19 protein-coding genes are annotated in these 20,758 nt (G+C 61.3%); 10 read left to right on the forward strand and 9 right to left on the reverse strand.

The window, feature by feature from the left end:
* Positions 1 to 25: 25 nt before the first annotated feature.
* Positions 26 to 898 (forward strand): helix-turn-helix transcriptional regulator, encoded by an 873-nt coding sequence (locus tag QSV77_RS19645; RefSeq protein ID WP_302734756.1) that lies wholly within the window; start codon positions 26 to 28, stop codon positions 896 to 898.
* 22 nt (positions 899 to 920) lie between these two features.
* On the opposite strand, the gene QSV77_RS19650 is transcribed toward QSV77_RS19645, so the two are convergent.
* The 4 genes from QSV77_RS19650 to QSV77_RS19665 form a co-directional block, all read right to left on the reverse strand.
* Positions 921 to 1,724 (reverse strand): ABC transporter ATP-binding protein, encoded by an 804-nt coding sequence (locus QSV77_RS19650; protein ID WP_302734757.1) that lies wholly within the window; start codon positions 1,722 to 1,724, stop codon positions 921 to 923.
* A complete protein-coding gene (locus QSV77_RS19655; RefSeq protein ID WP_302734758.1) occupies positions 1,721 to 2,761 on the reverse strand; it encodes an iron chelate uptake ABC transporter family permease subunit in 1,041 nt (346 codons plus the stop codon). Before QSV77_RS19655 ends, QSV77_RS19650 begins: the two co-directional genes overlap by 4 nt.
* On the reverse strand, positions 2,758 to 3,735 hold the full coding sequence (locus tag QSV77_RS19660; protein ID WP_302735278.1) for an iron ABC transporter permease: 978 nt from the start codon (positions 3,733 to 3,735) through the stop codon (positions 2,758 to 2,760). The genes QSV77_RS19655 and QSV77_RS19660 overlap by 4 nt, the downstream gene beginning before the upstream one ends.
* Before the next feature lie 62 nt (positions 3,736 to 3,797).
* Entirely contained in the window at positions 3,798 to 4,808 is a 1,011-nt protein-coding gene (locus QSV77_RS19665; RefSeq protein ID WP_302734759.1) for an iron-siderophore ABC transporter substrate-binding protein, read from the reverse strand.
* A gap of 221 nt (positions 4,809 to 5,029) precedes the next feature.
* Here QSV77_RS19665 and QSV77_RS19670 point away from each other — a divergent pair, with 221 nt between their 5' ends.
* Complete coding sequence (locus QSV77_RS19670; protein WP_302734760.1) at positions 5,030 to 7,150, forward strand: TonB-dependent siderophore receptor; 2,121 nt, start codon at positions 5,030 to 5,032, stop codon at positions 7,148 to 7,150.
* A gap of 203 nt (positions 7,151 to 7,353) precedes the next feature.
* On the opposite strand, the gene QSV77_RS19675 is transcribed toward QSV77_RS19670, so the two are convergent.
* The gene (locus QSV77_RS19675) at positions 7,354 to 8,247 is read right to left on the reverse strand and encodes an AraC family transcriptional regulator (protein WP_302734761.1); all 894 of its coding nucleotides are present in this window, start codon (positions 8,245 to 8,247) and stop codon (positions 7,354 to 7,356) included.
* Between the two features lie 209 nt (positions 8,248 to 8,456).
* Here QSV77_RS19675 and QSV77_RS19680 point away from each other — a divergent pair, with 209 nt between their 5' ends.
* Positions 8,457 to 8,633: a hypothetical protein gene (locus QSV77_RS19680; protein ID WP_142841919.1), complete on the forward strand. Its 177-nt coding sequence runs from the start codon at positions 8,457 to 8,459 to the stop codon at positions 8,631 to 8,633.
* 90 nt (positions 8,634 to 8,723) lie between these two features.
* Here QSV77_RS19680 and katG read toward each other — a convergent pair whose 3' ends face one another.
* Positions 8,724 to 10,895, reverse strand: coding sequence for a catalase/peroxidase HPI (gene katG, locus QSV77_RS19685; protein ID WP_302734762.1), 2,172 nt, complete (start codon positions 10,893 to 10,895; stop codon positions 8,724 to 8,726).
* Between the two features lie 211 nt (positions 10,896 to 11,106).
* On the opposite strand from katG, the gene QSV77_RS19690 reads away from it, so the two are divergent.
* The 7 genes from QSV77_RS19690 to QSV77_RS19720 all read left to right on the forward strand — a co-directional run bounded on the left by QSV77_RS19690 (position 11,107) and on the right by QSV77_RS19720 (position 17,735).
* Entirely contained in the window at positions 11,107 to 12,012 is a 906-nt protein-coding gene (locus tag QSV77_RS19690; protein WP_142857849.1) for a hydrogen peroxide-inducible genes activator, read from the forward strand.
* Positions 12,013 to 12,062: 50 nt separating this feature from the next.
* Positions 12,063 to 13,064 (forward strand): LacI family DNA-binding transcriptional regulator, encoded by a 1,002-nt coding sequence (locus QSV77_RS19695; protein WP_302734763.1) that lies wholly within the window; start codon positions 12,063 to 12,065, stop codon positions 13,062 to 13,064.
* 173 nt (positions 13,065 to 13,237) lie between these two features.
* Complete coding sequence (locus QSV77_RS19700) at positions 13,238 to 14,272, forward strand: sterol desaturase family protein (protein WP_302734764.1); 1,035 nt, start codon at positions 13,238 to 13,240, stop codon at positions 14,270 to 14,272.
* Positions 14,269 to 14,580: a MocE family 2Fe-2S type ferredoxin gene (locus QSV77_RS19705; protein ID WP_065116896.1), complete on the forward strand. Its 312-nt coding sequence runs from the start codon at positions 14,269 to 14,271 to the stop codon at positions 14,578 to 14,580. Before QSV77_RS19700 ends, QSV77_RS19705 begins: the two co-directional genes overlap by 4 nt.
* Positions 14,581 to 14,655: 75 nt before the next feature.
* On the forward strand, positions 14,656 to 15,600 hold the full coding sequence (locus tag QSV77_RS19710; RefSeq protein WP_302734765.1) for a substrate-binding domain-containing protein: 945 nt from the start codon (positions 14,656 to 14,658) through the stop codon (positions 15,598 to 15,600).
* Positions 15,601 to 15,657: 57 nt separating this feature from the next.
* Positions 15,658 to 16,863: an NAD(P)/FAD-dependent oxidoreductase gene (locus QSV77_RS19715; protein ID WP_302734766.1), complete on the forward strand. Its 1,206-nt coding sequence runs from the start codon at positions 15,658 to 15,660 to the stop codon at positions 16,861 to 16,863.
* Positions 16,863 to 17,735: a sugar phosphate isomerase/epimerase gene (locus QSV77_RS19720; RefSeq protein ID WP_302734767.1), complete on the forward strand. Its 873-nt coding sequence runs from the start codon at positions 16,863 to 16,865 to the stop codon at positions 17,733 to 17,735. The genes QSV77_RS19715 and QSV77_RS19720 overlap by 1 nt, the downstream gene beginning before the upstream one ends.
* A 2-nt stretch (positions 17,736 to 17,737) precedes the next feature.
* Here QSV77_RS19720 and QSV77_RS19725 read toward each other — a convergent pair whose 3' ends face one another.
* The 3 genes from QSV77_RS19725 to QSV77_RS19735 all read right to left on the reverse strand — a co-directional run bounded on the left by QSV77_RS19725 (position 17,738) and on the right by QSV77_RS19735 (position 20,729).
* Positions 17,738 to 18,616: a DUF3313 domain-containing protein gene (locus tag QSV77_RS19725; protein ID WP_302734768.1), complete on the reverse strand. Its 879-nt coding sequence runs from the start codon at positions 18,614 to 18,616 to the stop codon at positions 17,738 to 17,740.
* Positions 18,617 to 18,720: 104 nt separating this feature from the next.
* Complete coding sequence (locus QSV77_RS19730) at positions 18,721 to 20,058, reverse strand: HAMP domain-containing sensor histidine kinase (protein WP_302734769.1); 1,338 nt, start codon at positions 20,056 to 20,058, stop codon at positions 18,721 to 18,723.
* Positions 20,055 to 20,729 (reverse strand): response regulator transcription factor, encoded by a 675-nt coding sequence (locus tag QSV77_RS19735; RefSeq protein ID WP_302734770.1) that lies wholly within the window; start codon positions 20,727 to 20,729, stop codon positions 20,055 to 20,057. Before QSV77_RS19735 ends, QSV77_RS19730 begins: the two co-directional genes overlap by 4 nt.
* Between the last annotated feature and the right edge of the window lie 29 nt (positions 20,730 to 20,758).

Consider the following 20,758-nt stretch of genomic DNA (forward strand, 5'->3'; position numbering starts at 1 on the left):
GCATTATTGTACTTTTGGAGGTTGAATGTCGCTGCAAAGCCAGATTGCTGGCAATCGCGTGGAGATCACGGCACGCACCCTAGCCTCGACGCTGCGCATATCCGAATTCCGACTGGAATCGGACAGCGCCCATCTGCTTCTCCTTTCCGCCGGGGAAGCGGAAATCATACAGGGTGAAAAGACGCTGCCGGTCGTAGCACCGGGGCTCGTCTGGCTGCCCATCGGCCCCGCCGGCCGCCTGCGCCTGAATGCTGGAAGCCGTGGATCGCTGCTGAGGACGAGCGAAATCGGGCTTGCCCATGCGATGCCCACCGGCACGAGCGCCAGCGCCGTGCGCAACATATTGCAGCGTGTTCTGACGCAGGTGCCAGCGGAAAAGGACCGGCAGGAGCTGGCGGGTTATCTCGAGACCATCGCCAGCGAGAATATTCGCGCAACAACCGGTTCGGACACGATCATCGCCAGCCTGCTCTGTGTTACCCTCATCCGCATCTGCCAGCACGCCATCGCCGATATGGCCGCCGCCATCTCCACCCCTGGCAGCCTCACCGAACGGTTCGTCCTGCTGGTGAGCCAGCACAAACGCGACCAATGGGGCGTGGATGATTATGCCAGATATCTGAGCGTGAACCGTGAACGCCTGGGATTTGCGGTGCGCAAGGCCACGGGGCTTTCGCCGCAGGCCTATATTCACCGGGAACTGCTGTCCGAAGCGCGCGACCTTCTTCTCAACTCATCACTGCAAGTTGCTGAAATCGCGTTTCGATTGGGGTTTCAGGACCCCGGCTATTTCAATCGCTTCTTCACCCGCAACGAGGGCACGTCCCCCGGACGTTTCCGTCGGGCCGCAATGCGGATGCAGAACGTGCCGCCGCCATCCTATGCGGCCTGGCCTTGATCTAGCAATCGCTGATGCTATTTCACGCTACCACCACCCGGTGCCGCCCGATCGGCAACATCATCGGCTTGCCGGAGGTCGGATCTTCGATGACCCGGCTTTCGATGCCGAAGACGTGGCGCACATTCTCTTCCGTCAGCACCTCTTCCGGCGTGCCGCAGACATGCAGCTTTCCGTCCCTCATGGCCACGAGATGATCGGCATAACGGGCTGCGAGATTGAGATCGTGCAGCACCATGACGATGGTGGTCTCCCGGGCGTGGTTAAGGTCAGTAAGAAGATCCAGCACTTCGACCTGATGGCTGATATCCAAAAAGGTTGTGGGCTCGTCCAGCAGCAATATATCGGCCTGCTGGGCAAGCGCCATGGCGATCCAGACGCGTTGCCGCTGGCCGCCCGACAGTTCATCCACCGGCCGCTCGGCAAGATCAACCGTATCGGTGGCGACAAGGGCTGCGGCAACCGCCTCGTCATCCTGCCGCGACCAGCGGGCGAACATTCCATGATGAGGATGTCGGCCACGACTGACGAGATCAGCAACAACAATGCCCTCCGGCGCGATCGGCGATTGCGGCAGGAGACCCATACGCTGCGCCAGTTCCTTTGACGGAAGCCGGTGGATCGACTTGCCATCGAGCAGGACTTGCCCGGCGCGTGGCGTGATCAGCCGCGACATGCTGCGGAGAAGTGTGGACTTGCCGCAGGCATTGGCGCCGACGATGACCGTGATCCTGCCGCGCGGAACAACGAGATCGAGCCCTTCGATGATGAGGGTTTCGCCGTAGCCAGCCGAAAGGCCGTTTACGGAAAGGGAGTGGCCGGTCATAACGAGCCTCCGCTGCGGTTGACCCGCACGATAAGGTAAATCAGATAGGGCGCGCCCAGCGCGCCGGTAACGACGCCGACCGGGTATCGACCCGGCAGCAGGAACTGGCCGCAATAATCCCCAACCAGCACCAGTACGGCGCCGACAAGTGCGGCGGGAACGAGCAGCGAGCCGTCGCTGCCGACGATACGCGCGGCAATCGGCCCCGACAGGAAAGCGACAAAGGCGATAGGTCCCGAGACAGCCGTTGCGAAAGCGATCATGCCCACGGCGGCGATGATGACGATGATCCGCGTTTTCCCAACCCGCACGCCGAGTGCAGCCGCGGCATCATCACCGAGCCGCAACGCCTCGAGATCACGCGCGCGGCTGATGAGCAGCCCGCCGAACAGGATGAGCGCGATGAGCAGCGGCGACGTCTGGGCAAGTTTGGCGCCGTTGACACTGCCCGTCAGCCAGCGCATCGCCTCCTGCAGCGTCCAGGCGGGCGCGACGGAGAGAATATAGGCGATGAAGCTTTCGAGCATGGCAGAAACGCCGATGCCGACAAGGATGAGCCGTGTTCCTGCCACGCCGTTGCGGAAGGACAGGAGATAGACCAACAGCGCTATGCCAAGACCGGCGATGACAGCAAAGACCGAGACAAGCGGCCCGTTCAGCTGCAGCACGACGATGGCGAAGACGGCGGCAGCGCTCGCGCCGGAACTGATGCCGATAATATCGGGACTGGCAAGCGGGTTGCGCAGCATGATCTGAAAGGCAACACCGCCCAGCCCGAAGCTCAGCCCGGCCAGCACCGAAAGCAGCGCTCGCGGCAGGCGCAATTGCCCGACGGTGAAGCTGACACCAGCAATATCCTCGCCAGCCAAGACGCGGATCACCTCACCGGGCGGCGTAAAGGATTGCCCCAGCATAAGCGTCAGGGCGAATGCGGCAATCAGCAGCAGCGACAGGACGGCAATGACAAGGCGGCGCCGGTGCTGGCGGGTCTGGCGGTTCAAGACCAGTGTGTCGATGACGGCAGTGTGCATGGTCATAATTCACGCACCCGCTGGCGTCTGACGATCCAGATGAAGAACGGTGCGCCGACCAGCGCGGTGACGATGCCGACATCGAGTTCGGACGGCCGCGCGACGATGCGGCCGACAATATCGGCGGCAAGCAGCAGGCAGGCGCCGCCGAGCGCTGAAAACGGCAGCAGCCAGCGATTGTCGACACCGACAAGCAGGCGGCACAGATGCGGCACCACCAGCCCGACAAAGCCGATTGGCCCGCAGATGGCTGTGGCCGCACCGCAGAGCAGAATGGCGCCTAAGGAGGCCACGGCTCTGGCGACAGCGACATTTTCACCAAGGCCGGCGGCGAGCTCGTCACCCAGCGCCAGCGAATTCAGCCTGCGCGCCGAAAGCAGACTGATGGCAAAACCGGCAGCCAGAAACGGTAGAACGGTCTCGATGCGCTCGAAGGTGGCGCCGCCGACACCACCGATCTGCCAGGCGCGAATGCCTCCGGCAATATCGCTGCGCGGCAGCACCACGGCGATGACCAGTGAGGAGAAGGCGACGGATGTGGCGGCACCGGCAAGCGCCAGTTTCAGCGGCGTGGCCCCGCCCCGCCCCAGCGAACCGACGACATAAACGAAGACGGCCGAAAGACCCGCACCGATGATGGCGGCAATGATGAAGGCCTGCGAAGATGCAATGCCGAACCAGACGATGGCAATGACGACGGCGAGCGACGCACCCATATTCACGCCGAGAATGCCGGGATCGGCCAGCGGATTGCGGGTGACGCCCTGCATGATGGCTCCCGCCAGACCGAGCGCGGCCCCGGCCAGAAGCGCAAGCACCGTGCGCGGCAGGCGGACCGCGACGGCCGCTTCCGCAACGGTCTCAACCCGGCCAGCAAGCGCTGCGGTAATATCCGCCAGCGATACATCACGCGTGCCGATGGCGACCGAAAGTGCACAAAGAACTGCGAGAAGCGCCAGCACGATGCCAAGCCAGAACATGCGCCTGCGGCCGGAGCGGTCGGCATATGGCAGGGTGGGAGCGTTGTCGGCCCCAGGCATTGTCATTGCGGTTTCCCGGAGGATTTGTCCGCCGCTTTCGCCAGAAGATCGGCATAGTCCTTCAGCACCCAGGAAATCGACAGCGGCGTGGGATTGGAAGCGGTACCGAGCGGATCGCGGCCGAGCATGACGATCGCATCGCGGGAAACGGCGGGCATGCGAGCCAGAAGCGGATCGGCGCGCATGGCATCGAACAGCGGCTTGCTGCCATAGGTCACGACAATATCGACATCATCGAAGGCATCGACACGCTCGGCGCTGACGCCGGCGGCGAATTGTCCCGGCTTCGTTGCTTCCACGACGCTTTTCGGCGAGGCAAGCCCGAGATCGGCGAAGAACTTCACCCGGCTGTCATTGGCGGTGTAAAAATTGACGACGCTGAGATTGGTAGCATCGAGATGAGTAACGAACATCGCCGACTTGCCCTTCAGCTGCGGATGGCCAGCGACCACCTCGGCAATTTCGCCTTCGATGCGTTTGATCAGCGCTTCACCTTCCGCAGCCATGCCAAGGCCGGCGCTGTTCAGCCGGATCATCTCGCGCCAGTCCGTCGCCCAGGGGGAAACGGGATAGGCGACCACAGGCGCGATCTGGCTCAGCGTATCGTAGTCAGACTGGCTGAGACCGGAATAGGCCGCGAGAATGACATCCGGCTGCGTTGCCGCAACCGCCTCGAAATCGATGCCATCGCCCTCGTCAAACAGAACCGGTTTGTCCGCCTTGAGTTCGGTGAGCTGCTTTGCCACCCAGGGCAAGAGGCCATCGCCGTCATCATCACCGAAATTGGCGGCGGCGAAACCGACAGGCACGACGCCGAGCGCCAGCGGCACCTCGTGGTTTGCCCAGGCGACAGTGGCGACGCGCTGCGGCTTCTTCGCAATCGTCGTCGTACCGAAGGCGTGCTTGATGACGATGGGATAGGTCGGCGCATCATCCGCCAAGGCCATATTTGGCGCGATTATCGACAGAAACAGCACAAGGGCCGGCACGAGGCAGCGGAACGGACGAAGCATGACGAAGCTCTCAAAGGTTCAAAAGTGGACTTGAACTCTCAGCTTCACATGCCCCCGTCAAGCCTAAGGAAGAGATGCCGCCCGAACAGCGGTGAAATTTCCGGGGTTTTGTACAAAACCGCAAAAAGTTACAATACCAGACAAACTTTCTCAAGTTATTGGGCGCTTCGAGAGTGGGCCGTGCAAGCGGCAATCGGGGCATCAACTTCTGGAATCTGGCAATGAAAATCGAAATCGACGGCAAAAACCGTAAAACCGCGCCACATTTGCATGGGAAAGCCACCCTGCTTGCCTGCACGGCGCTTGTCGCCACCCTGCCCGGCCCCTTGCTGGCGCAGGAGGCTGCCAATACAAGCGTCAGCACGGTTCTGGAACGGATCACCATCGACAGCGGCGACAATGACCAGAAGTCCATTGTCGCCACCCGCACCACGAGTGGCAGCAAGATGGCGACCGATATTCTCGATACGCCCGCCTCCGTTTCCGTCATCACCGCCAAGGAAATGCAGCAGCGCGGTGTGCAGACCGTGGAAGAGGCGCTGCAATATACCGCCGGCGTGACCACGGATTTCTACGGCTCCGACGATCGTTTCGACTATTTCAAGATACGCGGCTTCGACGCCTATACCTATCGCGACGGCCTGACGCTCGGCCGCCCTTTCGGCGCGCTGCGCGAAGAAACCTATGCCTATGAGCGCGTGGAAGTGCTGAAGGGCGGCAACTCCACCACCTTTGGCGTCTCGGATCCCGGCGGCTCGGTGAACTATTCCACCAAGGTGCCGAAACGCGCCCGTTTCGGCGAAGCCTATGTCACCGGCGGCTCCTACAGCCGCGCCGAGACCGGTTTTGATTTCGGCGACAACATTACCAGCGACGACACGCTGTCCTATCGCCTGACCGGCAAGCTCAGAAATGCCGATGCGGAATATGACTATTCCCGCGATGACGAGAAATTCTTCATGGGCGGCCTGACCTGGCGTCCGACCGATGTCACCAGCCTGACCGTGGTTTACGACCACCTCAACAAGGATGGCGTTCCCGGCGGCGGCGGCCATCCGGTCGGTTCGCATTTCGACAGGAGCCGTTTCTTCGGCGAACCGGACTACAATTATCGCGGCACCAACCGCAATTCGGTCAGCGTGATGTTTGACCACGATTTCGGCTCGGGCCTCACGCTGAGTTCCAATGCGCGCTACAGCAAGACCAATACCGATTTCGGTTACGCCTATATCGCATCCACGCCGACCAACGGTTCGACCATCGCCAACCGCGCCTTTTTCGGCAACGACACCGAAACCGAAAACTTCCTGATCGACACACGGCTGCAATATGACACGACCTTCGAAAATGTCGAAAGCCGCAGCCTCGTTGGCGTCTTCTATAATGACTACACATCCGGCAGCAAAAACTACTTCGGATCGGCCCCAAGCATCAACTGGATGAACCCGGTCTATACCGGCGCACCCGCCTCGGTGCCGCTCTATGCCAGCTCGCTGACGGACCAGAAAACCAAGGCGATCTACCTGCAGCAGGACCTGACCTTCTTCGACAGGCTGATCGTCAGCGCCGGCCTGCGCAACGACTGGATCGACACCGACCAGACCAACCGCCTGAACGGCACGACGGCGAGCGGCGACATCAGCGAACTGACCAAGCGCATCGGCGTGTCCTACAAGGTCACCAACGAGATCGCGCCCTATATCAGCTATGCCGAATCGGTGGTGCCAGCATCGGGCCTTACCGTTGAACCGGAGCGTGGCGAGCAGATCGAGCTTGGCATCAAATACCGGCCGGAGGCTTTCCCCGCCCTGTTCACAGCCTCGATCTACGACCTGAAGAAAAACAACATCACCGTCACCAGCCCGATCACCAGCCTGCCGACCACGATCGGCGAAGTGCGCGTGCGCGGTCTCGATCTGGAAGCCAAGGCGGAAGTCACCGACAATCTCAGCCTCACGGCGGCCTATTCCTATCTCAATGCGGAAATCACCGAAAACGGCACGGCTGGCAATGTCGGCAACCGGCCGCAATTCGTGCCGGAACATCAGGCCTCGCTGTGGGTCAACTACACGCTCGCCGGCAACGACCACTTCGGCGACATGACCTTTGGTCTCGGCGGCCGCTACACAGGCGCTTATTATTTCGACAATGCCAACAAGGTCTCGACCGGCAGCAGTGTCACCGTGGATGCGGCATTCAGCTACAAAATCCAGGAGACCGCCTCACTGGATGTCAACGTTTCCAACCTCTTAAACGAAAAACACGTTGCTTATGGTGGTTTCGGCGCTGACTTCTACAATCCCGGCCGGGCGTTTTCCGTCACCCTGCGCAAGACGTGGTAAAAATCAAGATTTGCAATATGTTTCAGAGTATTATGGATATTTCCTAACTCTAAACGTCATCCTCGGGCTTGTCCCAAGGATCTAACCACATCGCATCAAGTCAGAAGGCAGCAGATCCTCGGGACAGGCCCGAGGATGACGTAGAGCAACGTTTGTGGAATTGCGCCAACGGTGAACGTGGACGGGACCAGACCGACCCGTTATCAAAGCAGCCTGTGCATGCGCCGCCAGGCGGCCGGCGTGTCACCCACCGAGTGACGGAAGGCCTTGGTCAGATGGGCCTGATCGGAGAAACCGAGCTGCGCGGCGATATCGGCGACGGTCAGATCACCTTCCAGCAGAAGTTTCTGGGCGGCATTGATGCGCCGCTCCAGCTGCCATTGCAGCGGTGTCTTGCCCGTGGTCTGGCGAAACACGGTGGAGAACCAGCTTTCGGAAAGCCCGACAATATCGGCCATTTCGGCAACCGTCATACGGTCGTCACCGCGCTTTTCGACGCGGGCGAGCAGCCTGTTCATCTGTGCCTGCGTCAGCCGGCCATTGGCCTGTTCGGGTGTCGGGCCGGGAATATCCAGCAGCCCCGCAACGATCCCGCCGACAAGGCTTTCGGCATAAAGCGGATGTTTGGCAGGCTCGGCCAGTTCATCGACAAGCAGGCCTGCCAGCGTTTCCACCGCACCGATATCCTGTATCTCGACCGGACGGCGCAACGCCGTCATGGCCGCAGAACCACCGACCGCCGGCGACAGGAATCGCAAAAGCCTGTCTTTGTGGATATGCAGGTTGAGATGGGAAAAACGATGTGTGGCATTGCTGCTCGTCCACATCGGCACGCCGGCCGGCACATAGACCGCCCGCGTCATCGGCCGCGAATGCTGTGAAAGCTCACCATCGCGGTTGGAAATCCGGATCCGTGACGAGACATCGTTGAAGAAAATCATGATGCGGGGATCGGCGGCCAGATAATAACCCTTCGCCCCCATCTGGCTTTCGGCCTCCCAGAACGCGCTGACCAGCCCGTCAAACTGGCGCCATTTGACCGGCGCAGTGACGCTGATCCCTTCCGTGTGCCAGGTCATGGAATGCCAGAAACTCAATGCGGTTACCGTCCGGTTGTCGAGCCGAGGTTGGGGACGCGGGAAGCGGCAAACGCCGCAACAGACATCGCGCCCCTACGCCAATAACATGACTTATCAATTCATGTTAATAGCAAAGATCGTTATAAAAGGAAACATTCGCTCACGCGGAACCTTCGACCCGGGGGACCCGTTAAGTCCATGAGATGAATTTAACACGGGAGACTGTCATGGATAGCAAGAAGGAACCGGGCGACTTCGCAGACAAGAAGCGCGAAGAACAGGGCCGTGGCGTTATTGTCGCCGGGCCCGATGCGCATGAAAATGAAAAGAGCGGCAAGACGCCTGCGGGCAGAAGCGAAAAATCCTCCCCTGAGCGGCAGGTTCCATCTTCCGACCGCCGCTGATGTGATTTTTGGATGCTTTGACAAGCCTAAAAAAAACACCTCCCCGACCGCTCGGGGAGGTGTTGCTTTATTGGGTGGTCGCTTTTCCGCTCAGACGAGGTCGAAACGGTCGGCGTTCATCACCTTCGTCCAGGCGGCAATGAAGTCGCGGACGAATTTTTCCCTGTTATCGTCTTGCGCATAAACTTCCGCATAGGCGCGCAGGATGGAGTTTGAGCCGATTACGAGGTCGACACGGGTCGCCGTATATCTGGCCGCACCGGTCCTGCGGTCACGAATCTCGTAGAGATTGTTGCCGGTCGGAACCCAGGAATAGGCCATATCCGTCAGCGTCGCGAAGAAGTCCGTCGTCAGCGCGCCGGGCTTGTCCGTGAAAACGCCATGCGCTGCGCCGCCATAATTGGCGCCGATGACGCGCAGGCCACCGATGAGGACGGTCAGTTCCGGCGCTGTGAGACCAAGAAGCTGCGCCCGGTCGAGCAACAGTTCTTCAGGGCTGACAACATAGTCCTTCTTGATCCAGTTACGGAAACCATCCGCCAGCGGCTCAAGCGGTGCAAAGCTGTCGGCATCCGTCTGCTCGGCGGAAGCGTCACCACGGCCGGCCGCGAAAGGCACGGCGATGTCGAAGCCGGCCGCTTTCGCTGCCTGTTCCACACCGTAATTGCCGGCCAGAACGATCACATCCGCGATGCTCGCGCCGGTTTCACGGGCAATCGTCTCGAGAACCGAAAGGACGCGGGAAAGACGGGTGGGCTCGTTGCCTTCCCAGTCCTTCTGCGGCGCGAGGCGGATGCGTGCGCCATTGGCGCCGCCGCGCTTGTCCGAACCACGGAAGGTGCGGGCGCTGTCCCATGCGGTCGCAACCAGATCGGCGACCGGCAGGCCGGAAGCGGCGATCTTCGCCTTGACGGCAGCGACATCGTAGCTCGTGGAACCGGCAGGGATCGGGTCCTGCCAGATCAGGTCTTCAGCCGGAACATCCGGGCCGATGTAACGGGACTTCGGCCCCATGTCGCGATGCGTCAGCTTGAACCAGGCGCGGGCGAAGACGTCAGAGAAATGGTCCTGATCGTCCTTGAACCGCAGCGAAATCTCGCGGTAGATCGGATCAACCTTCAGGGCCATATCGGCATCGGTCATCATCGGGATGGTGCGGATCGAAGCATCCTCGACGTCGACAGGCTTGTCTTCCTCGGCGATGGTGATCGGCGCCCATTGCGAAGCACCGGCGGGGCTGTGCGTCAAAGTCCATTCATGCTTGAACAGCATGTCGAAGAAGCCGTTGTCCCACTTGGTCGGCTCGCTCGTCCAGGCGCCTTCGATGCCCGATACCACGGTGTCACGGCCAATGCCGCGGCCCTTGGTGTTGATCCAGCCAAGACCCTGATATTCCGGGCCTGCGGCTTCCGGATCGGGGCTGAGGTTGGCAGCACTGCCATTGCCGTGCGACTTGCCGATGGTGTGACCACCGGCCGTCAGAGCCACGGTTTCTTCGTCATCCATGCCCATGCGGGCAAAGGTTTCGCGCATCTGCGCCGCCGTCGCCAGCGGATCGGACTTGCCGTTCACACCCTCCGGATTGACGTAGATGAGGCCCATCTGCACGGCGGCAAGCGGGTTTTCCAGCGTCTCGGGCTTGCTCACGTCGCCGTAACGGCCATCGCTCGGCGCCAGCCATTCCTTTTCGTCACCCCAATAGGTGTCCTTTTCCGGCGCCCAGATATCTTCACGGCCGAAAGCAAAGCCATAGGTCTTCAGACCGGCAACGTCATAGGCAATGGTGCCGGCAAGCGCGATGAGGTCGGCCCAGGAAAGCTTGTTGCCGTATTTCTTCTTGATCGGCCACAGCAGGCGGCGGCCCTTGTCGGTGTTGACGTTATCCGGCCAGGAATTGAGCGGCGCAAAACGCTGGTTGCCGGTATTGGCGCCGCCACGTCCGTCCGTCACGCGGTAGGAACCGGCCGCATGCCAGGTGACGCGGGCCATCATGCCGACATAGCTGCCCCAGTCGGCCGGCCACCATTCCTGGCTGTCGGTCATCAGGGCGCGCAGATCGGCCTTCAGGGCCTCAACGTCGAGCGTCTTCAGCGCTTCACGATAGTTGAAGGAGGTGCCGAGCGGGTTGGTCTTGGTATCGTGCTGGTGCAGAATGTCGAGGTTCAGCGCATTCGGCCACCATTCGGTTACCGATTTACCGGAGGCCGTATTGCCTCCGTGCATGACGGGACACTTGCCGGCCGGTTTTGAAGTTGCGTCCATTTCGCCCTCCGATGGGTTTTACAATTAAACGAAATAATCAATTCGACATGTGCAGCATTCCGAGCCAGAGCCCGCGGCAGGTCATGGGAAAACCATGCGGTGGCGCTGGTGATCTCTCACAGCTACAGCTTCTTTCTGTCATGAAGATGACTAACAGCCGGGTTCCATAATTTCCAATTGTATATTCTAAAGGCTGCGATATGCTGAGCTTATGATTGCGCTCTCCATGAAACATCTTCGTTATTTCGACGCGCTCGCCAAGATCGGCCATTTCGGACGGGCGGCGGAGGCATGCGCGATTTCCCAGCCGGCGCTTTCGCTGCAGATCCGCGAGCTGGAAGAGCTGATCGGCGCGCCGCTTGTCGAACGCGGCAGCCGCCAGATCCGGCTGACGACGCTTGGCGAGGAGTTTGCCGAGCGCACCCGCTCGATCCTGCGGTCGGTGGATGAGCTGCAGGATCTGGCGCGCGCCGGGAAGGGCCCGCTCAGCGGCCGCCTGCGCATCGGCGTCATCCCCACCGTCGCGCCTTATCTTTTACCACAGGTCATCAAGACGCTCACGCGGCATTATCCGGAACTGGAGGCGCGCCCACGCGAGGCGGTGACGCAGAAACTCATCGAGGATCTTCTGGAGGCGAAGCTGGACATGGCGATCGTCGCCCTGCCTGTCTCGGAACCGGCGCTGGAGGAAGTTCCGCTGTTTTCGGAGGAATTCATTCTGGTGCGGCCGATGGAGGATGCGGGCATGCCGGTGCCGAGCGCCGACAAGCTGGGCGAAATGCGCCTGCTGCTGCTTGAAGAAGGCCATTGTTTCCGCAATCAGGCGCTTTCCTTCTGCAGCACGACCAATGCGCCACCGCGCGTCCTGATGGAGGGCAGCTCGCTCTCCACCCTTGTGCAGATGGTCGGCGCCGGCATCGGCGTCACGCTTATTCCGCAGATGGCGGTCGATATGGAAACACGCCAGTCCACGGTCTCCGTCTTCCGACTGGCGGAACCACGCCCGTCGCGCACCATCGGCATGGTGTGGCGCAAGAGCAATCCGCTGTCTGCGCAGTTCAGCCATATTGCCGAGATTGTCCGCGAATGCGGGCTGCAGAAACTTGGCATCGCCTGATCCATCTGCGGTAGAATCCGACAGCCGCGCCACCAGCAGGGAATCCGAATTTGAGCAGGCCGAATTATCGCGATATCGCCCGCCTCGCGGGTGTCGGGACAGCAACGGTCGAGCGGGTGCTGAACGGGCGCGGCGGTGTTCGCGCCGAACTCGTGGAAAAGGTCGTCATCGCCGCACGGGAACTGGACTATCCCCGCACCTTGCCGGAAACCCATCGCGGGCTGCTGCGCATAGAAGTGCTGATGGTACGCCCCGAAACCACCTTTTACCGGCGGCTTTCCAGGGCCTTCGAAAGAATTGCCGCGACACTCGATCCTCTTGTCGTCGTTCACCGCAGCTTTGCCGAGGAAATGAAGCCGGAGGAGCTGGCGAGCCGCATCATCGCCGCCGCCGAAGCCCGCGCCGGCCTGATCCTCGCCATCCCGAGCAGTCCGGCGGTCAGCGCCGCGGTCGAGGCGGTGGTGGCGCGCGGCGTGCCTGTCGTCCATGTGGTCACACGTGCCTCGGCCGAAAAAGGTGAATTCATCGGCATCGACAATGGCGCCGCAGGACGCACGGCGGCGCATTTCATCACCCGCATGGCGCGCCGGACCGGCCCGGTCATCGCGCTTTGCCATCCGATCTATCAGGTTCACCGTGACCGTATCAGCGGCTTTTCCGACTATTTCCGCGATCATCCCGGCGAACATGGCTTCGAGTGGCTGGGTTTTACCCGCGATGACGAATATTACAGCGCCGAAACCCTGCGCATGGCGCTCGATCTCTATCCCGACATGGCCGGCCTTTATAATGTCGGCGGCGCCAATTCCGCACTGATCGACGTTCTTCGCAGGCACCCACGCGGCGGCGAGATATTCTTCGTCGGCCATGAATTGACCGATTATACGCGCAAGGCGCTGAATGACGGCATCATGGATATCGTGCTCGATCAGGCCCCCGAGGCGCAGGCCCGTCGGGCGCTGGACCTCGTGCTTCGCCGGATCGGTCTTACCGATATCGAGCCCGACAGCGCCCCCATCCGCTTCGTTACCATCACCGCAGAGAGCCTTTGATCTGATTTGATCAAGGAAGGCTTCGGCATTCACAAACCTCCCTGCTAATTTTGCGTCAGGGAGGAAAGCCGCAGATCGCAGGGAGCGACGGGCGGCCAAGGCGTGCGAACGCCCTCCTTCATCGTGAAAACTTGCACGGGCGTGCCGAAAGCGGGCGCCCGAAGGAGAGCGCTATGGACGATCTGAAATATGGAACGCGCAACAAGCGCGGCGACTGGGCGCCCAACCAGCCGGTGGAAACGGCCCCGCTCTTCGCTTTCCCGCCGCGCCTCATGGCGGTGCTGAAATGGCTGCCGCATTATTTTTTCCCGTGGAATGCGATCTTCGCACTTTCGGCGGTCGCCTATTGGGCCTTTGTCATTCCGCCGGTCGAAACCATGGTCACGCTCGGCATCGGCTGGATCGCTTGGCTTTATGCCGTCAATGCGGTTTGCGTTTTCCTCTTCTACGGTGGTTTCGAACTCCATCTCTATATTCTCAAGCGGCAGGAAAACCGCTTCAAATATAACGGCAAGTTTCCCGCCGAACAGAAGAGCAAGGCTTTCTGGTTCGAGAGCCAGAACCTCGACAACATCCTGCGCACCTTCCTTTCCGGCGTGACGATCTGGACCGCCATCGAAGTGGCAATGCTTTGGGCCTATGCCAATGGTTATGCCCCCTGGCTCAGCTTTGCCGAAAATCCGTGGACGCTTGCGATCGTGGCGCTTGTGGTGCCGATCATCCACGAATTTCACTTCTTCTGCATTCACCGGCTCATCCATGTGCCGCTGCTTTATAAATGGGTGCATTCCGTCCACCACAATTCGGTTAACCCGTCGCCCTGGTCGTCGCTCTCCATGCATCCGGTCGAGCATCTGCTCTATTTCGGCACGGCCTTTTATCACCTGATCCTGCCGTCCAATCCGGTCCTCATGCTCTACCAACTGCATTATGCGGGTTTCGGCGCGATCCCCGGCCATGTCGGCTTCGACAAGGTCGAGGTCGGCGAGGACAAGCTGGTCGATAGCCATGCCTATGCGCATTACCTCCACCACAAATATTTCGAGGTGAATTACGGCGATGCCCTCATTCCGCTCGATCGGTGGTTCGGCACCTGGCACGACGGTTCGGCTGAGGGAGAGGCCCGCATGCAGGAACGCTATCGCAAACGCAAAGAAAAACTCGCGGCCCGCAAGGCGCGCAACACCATCGGGGAGGCAGCCGAATGAGCTGGGTTTCAGCCTGCAAACTGGACGACATCGAACAGGAAGGGGCGATCCGCTTCGACCACGCCGGACGCACCTACGCGATCTATCGCGGGCCGGATGACAGCGTTTATTGCACCGCCGGCCTGTGCACCCATGAGGCGATTCACCTTGCCGAAGGGCTGGTAATGGATTTCGAGGTGGAATGTCCCAAGCATTCCGGCGCCTTCGATTACCGCACCGGCGAAGCCCTGCGGCTTCCCGCCTGCGAGAATCTGAAGACCTATCCGGCGCAGGTGGTGGACGGCGAAGTACGCGTCACCATCGGCTAGGCCGGGCTTTCGAGCAGGCCCGAAAGGGCCTCCGGAATGCACCCGGGCGGCCCGGCGCCCCAAGGGAGGACAAACATGAAATCCATCTGTACCATGGCCGCTCTAGCGGTCCTTTTCGCCGGCACGGCGTCGGCCGAGACCATCGGCGTTTCGATGCAGAGCTTCGACAATAATTTCCAGACTTTGCTGCGCGAAGGGCTCGGCGCCCGGGCATCGGAAGTCGACGGCGTCAAGATCCAGGTCGAGGACGCGCAGGCCGATATTTCCAAACAGCTCAACCAGGTCAATAATTTCATAGCCGCCGACGTCGATGCGATCATCGTGACGCTGGCGGACACCTCGGCCGCACCCGGCATCAGTGATGCCGCCGCCAAGGCAGGCATTCCGCTCGTCTATCTCAATCTCGAACCGGACAATGTCGCCAGGCTTCCGGAAAAACAGGCCTATGTCGGCTCAAGGGAAACCGATGCCGGGCGGCTGGCCGGCGAAGCGGCCTGTTCGCTGCTCAAGGAAAAGGGAAAGGCGGCGGATGCGCAGGCTTACATATTGATGGGCGACCTTGCCCATCAGGCATCGCGCGACCGTACCTCGTCCTTTAAACAGGCGCTCGCATCCGGCGACTGCAAGGCCGTCACCATCGCCGACGAACAGTCGGCGGCCTGGACACGGACAAACGCCATGGACATGACGACGAACTGGATCACCGCCGGACGTCCCATCGACGTCGTCTTCGCCAATAATGACGAAATGGCCATCGGCGCGGTGCAGGCGCTGAAGGCAGCAAGCGTTTCGATGGATGATGTCATCGTCATCGGCATCGACGCCACCCCGGACGGGCTTGCCTCCATGGCCGCCGGCGATCTGGATGCCACGGTGTTCCAGAACGCCAGGGGGCAATCGACAAGTGCGCTCGATGCCGCCGTCGCCCTGATGCGCGGCACGCCGGTCGACAAGCAGGTCATGGTGCCCTTCGAACTGGTGACGCGGAAAAACATGACCGACTACGCCAGCCGCAACTGACCCTCCCCCAGCCGGTGCGCCCTGAAAAGCGCGCCGGCCCCTTCTCACGGAGATATCATGGACGCAATCGTCATCATCGGCGCCGGCGAGGCGGGAACCCGCGCCGCCTTTACTTTGCGCGAAACGGGCTTCGACGGCGATATCACGCTGGTCGGCGCCGAGCCGCATCCGCCCTATGAACGGCCGCCGCTTTCCAAGCCGCTGGAAGCTGCGGTGCGGATGAAACCCATCTGCGCGGGCGGAGCGCTGGAGGACGCCCGTATCGCCTATTTGCAAGGCGTGTCGGCCAGCCGTATCGATGCGAAAGACCGCCTGGTGACGCTCGATGACGGGCGGATACTCGGTTATGACAGGCTGCTCCTCGCAACCGGGGCACAGCCGCGAACACTCGCATGCCCCGGTGCCGCACAGGCGCTTAATTTCCGCACCCATGCGGATGCGGAAGTGATTTTCTCCCGCGCCGATAGCAGCGCACGGATTGCGATCATCGGCGGCGGACTGATCGGAATGGAGCTTGCGGCGGTGCTGCGCGGCAAGGGGCTTACGGTCAGCGTTAGCGAAGCGGCGGCGCGGCCGCTCGGCCGGGCGGTTCCGCCGCGTTTTGCCGAAAAGATACATGCGCGCCATCGCGATGAAGGGGTGCATTTCCATCTGGGTCAAGGCGTTTCGGAGATTACGCCGGAAGCGGTCCTGCTGACCGATGGTGTACGCGTGCCCGCCGATATCGTCGTCTCCGCCATAGGTGTCGTGCCCAATATCGCTCTGGCCCAAGCGGCGGGGCTTGCGACCGGCAACGGCATTCTGACCGATGCCTTTCTGCGCACCAGCGATCCCCACATCTTCGCGGCGGGCGATTGCGCGGCCGTCTCGCAAGCCGCCGGCGGGCATATCCGGTTCGAAAGCTGGCGCAATGCCCGCAGTCAGGCAGAAATCGCCGCGCGCAACAGTCTCGGCGCAAACGAGGCTTTTACCGCCCTCCCGTGGTTCTGGTCGGATCAATATGATCTCGGCCTTCAGGTCGCGGGCCTGCCGCAGCCGGGACATCAAAGCGTCATCCGTCCGCTCGGCAATGGCGAGCTGGAATTCTTCCTTGAGGACGGCCAGCTTGTCGCAGCAGCCGGGCTGGGTATCGGCAACAGCGTCGCCAAAGACATAAAACTGGCCGAGATGCTGATTGCCGCCGGCATCAGCCCCGATCCGGCGGCGCTTGCCGATCCCGGCCTCAACCTCAAGACATTGCTGAAAAGCGCGCGGGCTGCCTGATGCAGAAGTTGCTCATCTTTCAATCGCTCTGGGCCATGGAACGGCTAAACGGCAATGGCCCTGAACCCGGCCTTGAGGAAAACATTGCCCGGATCGCCGAAGCCGGGTTCGATGGCATCAGCGCGCATTATACCAACCGTGCGGATGTGCGGCGTCTCAATGAGGCGATCAGCGGCACTTGTCTCAGGATCGAAGGCGTGTGCTTTCCACGCAATGTCGACGACCTGCACCACACGCTGGAATTGGCGCAGGAATTTCCGGTCAGCCATATCGATCTGCAGGCGGATGTCCGCCCGCGCCGGGTGGAGGACTGCCTGCCGTTGCTGGACGGCTGGATGCGGCTTGCCGAAGAGGCCGGCGTTCCCGTCTACATCGAGACCCACCGCAACCGCATCACCAGCGATCTCCTATTCACGCTGGACCTGCTCGAGCAGCGACCCGATCTGCCGCTTCTCGCCGATCTCTCCCATTATCTCGTTGCCCGCGAATTCGCCTTTCCAGTGGAAGACGAGAGCCACAGGCAAATCCACCGCATCCTTCATAATGCGCAGGCCTTTCACGGACGCATCGGCTCGTGCGAGCAGATCCAGATCGAGATTTCCTTTGCCCATCACCGGCCATGGGTCGATCTGTTTCTGGACTGGTGGGACTATGGGTTCCGGCACTGGCGATCCCGTGCGCCCGATAATGCCGAGCTGGTCTTCACCTGCGAACTCGGCCCTCGACCCTATGCGATTACCGACCGGGACGGCAACGATTCCACCGACAGATGGGCGGAATCGCTGCGGCTGAAGACGATGGCGCAGGCATTATGGGCGCAGGCCGCCCGTCCCGCCAACACGGCAACGGCGGGTGCGGATGAGACCTGTTGATCCTATCGCGAAGCGGCTTTTGCCTGCTTGTCCGTCCAGTCAGGCGGCGCGCCGAATTGATCGGCCACCATGCCCTGCAATCCACGCGACCGGCCATAGGCATCGCACTCGGCATATTTCGGCTTGCCGCCGAGGGCCGAGCGCATGCGATGGCCGGACGGGATCGAGATATCCAGACCTTCGGAGGCCTTGCCGGTGACGAGGATGCGCGCAAAATAATTGGCGAAGTCCGAGGCCAGCCCGTAGGCATCGCCGATTTCCGAAACACGGGCATTGTCGGTGAAGGAATTGGCACCCTTCGACCAGACGGCGGCTGCGCGCTGGACGCCGGTACTGTCCACCGCCTCCGACTCGACCGCCAGGCCGCCGAGGCCAACGGGCAGACGCGGCACGCCGACCGGCAGGACAAAGTTGCTGCCGAGCGACACCGCCGTCGAAACACCGGCCATGGTCTTGTCGGTCGGCACCAGATCGGTGATGACGGTGCGCACCGTCATGTCCGCCGGCTGGCCAAGAGCAGCGATCCGGTATCTGTCGCTGAGCGCCACGCAGATGGCGCGATCGAGCGCGTTCGAGACAAGCGCGCGGTCCTTTTCCGAGGTGACCCGCGACGAAGCGGTGAAGGAAAAGGTGGTGGGCACGATGGCAACGGTTTTAACCGCGGCCAGTCCCTTGGCATCCACGAAGGTTCTGGTCTTGGTAAACTTGCCCTTGGCGGGGCTGAGCTGCGCATAGGATGTCAGCGTACCGCCTTCCTGCAGCGGAACGGAGGCACAGCCGGACATGATGAGGGCAAAAGGCAAGGTGGCGAAGGTGGCGCTGCGGCTGCGCGCGACTTTGCTGCCGCTGGCCGTGACGAACGGATTCCGCTGGTGTTTCATTGCATGTGCTCCGGTTGGAAAGATTTCCTGTGCCCCGCACGCTACGACAGCTAAAATTGCGGCAGCATTACAATCGCGGTCCGCAGGCGCTGCAAAAATGGCGATCAGAAGCAGAGCCGGAATGTGCTTCCGAAGGCGGAACTCTCCAGACGGACACGTCCATTGTGGTCAGCGACGATCTGCTTGACGAGGCTGAGACCAAGGCCTGCTCCCGTGCTTCGCGGCGTCACACGATAAAATGGCTCGAATATCCGCTCCTGCTGGTCTTCGGCTATGCCCTGCCCTTCATCGGAAATCGCAACTTCCCCGTTTGCGAGAACCGAGACCTGGATCATTCCTCTGTTTCCGCCATGGTCGATGGCGTTGCGCACGATATTATTGACGGCGCGCGGCAGGGCGAAGGGATTGCCCTGCATCTCGTAGCGCGCGATCTGCGTGTCGAAGGAAATATCGTAACCCGCAGACAGCGCCAGCGGCGCAAGATCGGCGACGACTGTACGGGCGATCTCGACGAGATCGACCGTCTCCCATCGGTCGTGCACCTGATCGTTCCGCTCCACGGCCAGAAGCTGCTCTGCAGTCTCGCCAAGCCGCGCGACATCCTCCATCAGGCGCTGCCGTTCCGGCCCTTCCGGCAGACCCTCTATCCGGGTCTGCATGATGGCGATCGGTGTTCTGAGTTCATGCGCCGCATCGACGAGAAACCGTTGCCGCGCCCGAAACTGCTGCTCAAGCCGTTCGATGATGCTGTTGAAAGACACGATCAGCGGCACGACTTCCCGCGGCACATCCTCGACGGGCAGCTTCGAGCCCGCCCGGCGCGGGTCGATCTCCGGGGCTTTCCGGACGACGGAACTGAGACCGGCGAGCGCCTGGCGCACGATGCGCGGCACGGAAAAGAACACCGCAGGCAGGATAACCGCCAGCAGCGGAACATAGATTGGATAGGTGCCGAGAAGAAGCGTCAGAAACGACGCGCTGATATGGGAGGTTCCGCCGAACATGACCCTCAGCGGCCCAGATGCCGTATCGAGGCTTTCAGACAGCGCGACCTCGGATATGCCGGCACCGCCGCGAATATCGGCATCCATCATCAGATGGGCGTAACGCGACAGCTCGGCATAGACCGCTGGCACAGCGCCATAGGTCACGGACTGTCCATCCAGCGTCGAGGCAACGAACCAGAGTTCTTTATTCTCCGCCTTGAGGGCCTTCAGCGCCGGCCCCTCGGTGAGGACGAGCCCCTTCTGCGGATCGAGCGAAAGCGACTCGCCGAGTGTCGAAGACAGATCCTCCCAAAGCCCGATATTGGGAGAGACCCGCATCACCCCGTAAACACAAAGCCCGATGATGACGACGGCGATCATGGCGGAGACGACCATGCTGAGTTGCCAGCTCAGTTGCCACCACAGGGACGGGTTGGATTTGCCCGGCGCTTTCATGCCTCTTCCTTCAACAGATACCCGATGCCACGAATATTGTGCACGCTCACACCGGCCGAGGCGTCGAGCAGGCGTTTGCGCAGCCGCGATATATGCGCGTCGAGCGCATTCGACTGGATTTCTTCTTCGTAATTATAAACGGCCGCCTCAAGGGTTGAACGCAGCATAGATTTACCCTTGCGCTTGGCGAGCGCGACGAGAACCAGAAGTTCGCGTCTGGGAAGATCGAAGGGAAGGGAATTGATGGTGACGCTGAGATGCAGTGGATCGATCACGATACGGCCTACGGTGATCTGGGCTGGCGCAAGGTTTACCGGTCGCCTCAGAACCGCGCGCACCCGCGCCAGAAGCTCGCCGACGAGAAACGGCTTGCCCAGATAATCATCGGCGCCGCCATCCAGTCCCGCAATGCGGTCCTCCGGCTCATTCATGGCGGTAAGCAGGATGATCGGCGTATCGACACCGGCACGGCGCAGTTTCGGGATGAGCGCAAGCCCCTCCCCGTCCGGTAGCCGGCGGTCGAGCAGGATGGCGTCGTAAACATGCTGGCGCGTCAGTTCCATCGCGTCACCGAGCCACATCGTATGGTCGATGACGATGCCCTGCTTGCCGAGCGTCGCCGACAGCGCATCGGCCATTTCCCTTTCGTCTTCGATCAACAGAAGTCTCATGCGTCACCGTCCCTTCGCCAGCCTTTGTC

Source organism: Agrobacterium sp. V1 (assembly GCF_030518355.1).
GTDB classification, from domain to species: domain Bacteria; phylum Pseudomonadota; class Alphaproteobacteria; order Rhizobiales; family Rhizobiaceae; genus Agrobacterium; species Agrobacterium cucumeris.

Excerpts from the sequence above, each read along its gene's own strand:
- QSV77_RS19645 (WP_302734756.1), top strand. The coding sequence starts at position 26 with ATGTCGCTGCAAAGCCAGATTGCTGGCAATCGCGTGGAGATCACGGCA.
- QSV77_RS19650 (WP_302734757.1), bottom strand. The coding sequence starts at position 1,724 with ATGACCGGCCACTCCCTTTCCGTAAACGGCCTTTCGGCTGGCTACGGC.
- QSV77_RS19655 (WP_302734758.1), bottom strand. The coding sequence starts at position 2,761 with ATGACCATGCACACTGCCGTCATCGACACACTGGTCTTGAACCGCCAG.
- QSV77_RS19660 (WP_302735278.1), bottom strand. The coding sequence starts at position 3,735 with ATGTTCTGGCTTGGCATCGTGCTGGCGCTTCTCGCAGTTCTTTGTGCA.
- QSV77_RS19665 (WP_302734759.1), bottom strand. The coding sequence starts at position 4,808 with ATGCTTCGTCCGTTCCGCTGCCTCGTGCCGGCCCTTGTGCTGTTTCTG.
- QSV77_RS19670 (WP_302734760.1), top strand. The coding sequence starts at position 5,030 with ATGAAAATCGAAATCGACGGCAAAAACCGTAAAACCGCGCCACATTTG.
- QSV77_RS19680 (WP_142841919.1), top strand. The coding sequence starts at position 8,457 with ATGGATAGCAAGAAGGAACCGGGCGACTTCGCAGACAAGAAGCGCGAA.
- katG (WP_302734762.1), bottom strand. The coding sequence starts at position 10,895 with ATGGACGCAACTTCAAAACCGGCCGGCAAGTGTCCCGTCATGCACGGA.
- QSV77_RS19690 (WP_142857849.1), top strand. The coding sequence starts at position 11,107 with ATGATTGCGCTCTCCATGAAACATCTTCGTTATTTCGACGCGCTCGCC.
- QSV77_RS19700 (WP_302734764.1), top strand. The coding sequence starts at position 13,238 with ATGGACGATCTGAAATATGGAACGCGCAACAAGCGCGGCGACTGGGCG.
- QSV77_RS19705 (WP_065116896.1), top strand. The coding sequence starts at position 14,269 with ATGAGCTGGGTTTCAGCCTGCAAACTGGACGACATCGAACAGGAAGGG.
- QSV77_RS19710 (WP_302734765.1), top strand. The coding sequence starts at position 14,656 with ATGAAATCCATCTGTACCATGGCCGCTCTAGCGGTCCTTTTCGCCGGC.
- QSV77_RS19715 (WP_302734766.1), top strand. The coding sequence starts at position 15,658 with ATGGACGCAATCGTCATCATCGGCGCCGGCGAGGCGGGAACCCGCGCC.
- QSV77_RS19720 (WP_302734767.1), top strand. The coding sequence starts at position 16,863 with ATGCAGAAGTTGCTCATCTTTCAATCGCTCTGGGCCATGGAACGGCTA.
- QSV77_RS19725 (WP_302734768.1), bottom strand. The coding sequence starts at position 18,616 with ATGAAACACCAGCGGAATCCGTTCGTCACGGCCAGCGGCAGCAAAGTC.
- QSV77_RS19730 (WP_302734769.1), bottom strand. The coding sequence starts at position 20,058 with ATGAAAGCGCCGGGCAAATCCAACCCGTCCCTGTGGTGGCAACTGAGC.
- QSV77_RS19735 (WP_302734770.1), bottom strand. The coding sequence starts at position 20,729 with ATGAGACTTCTGTTGATCGAAGACGAAAGGGAAATGGCCGATGCGCTG.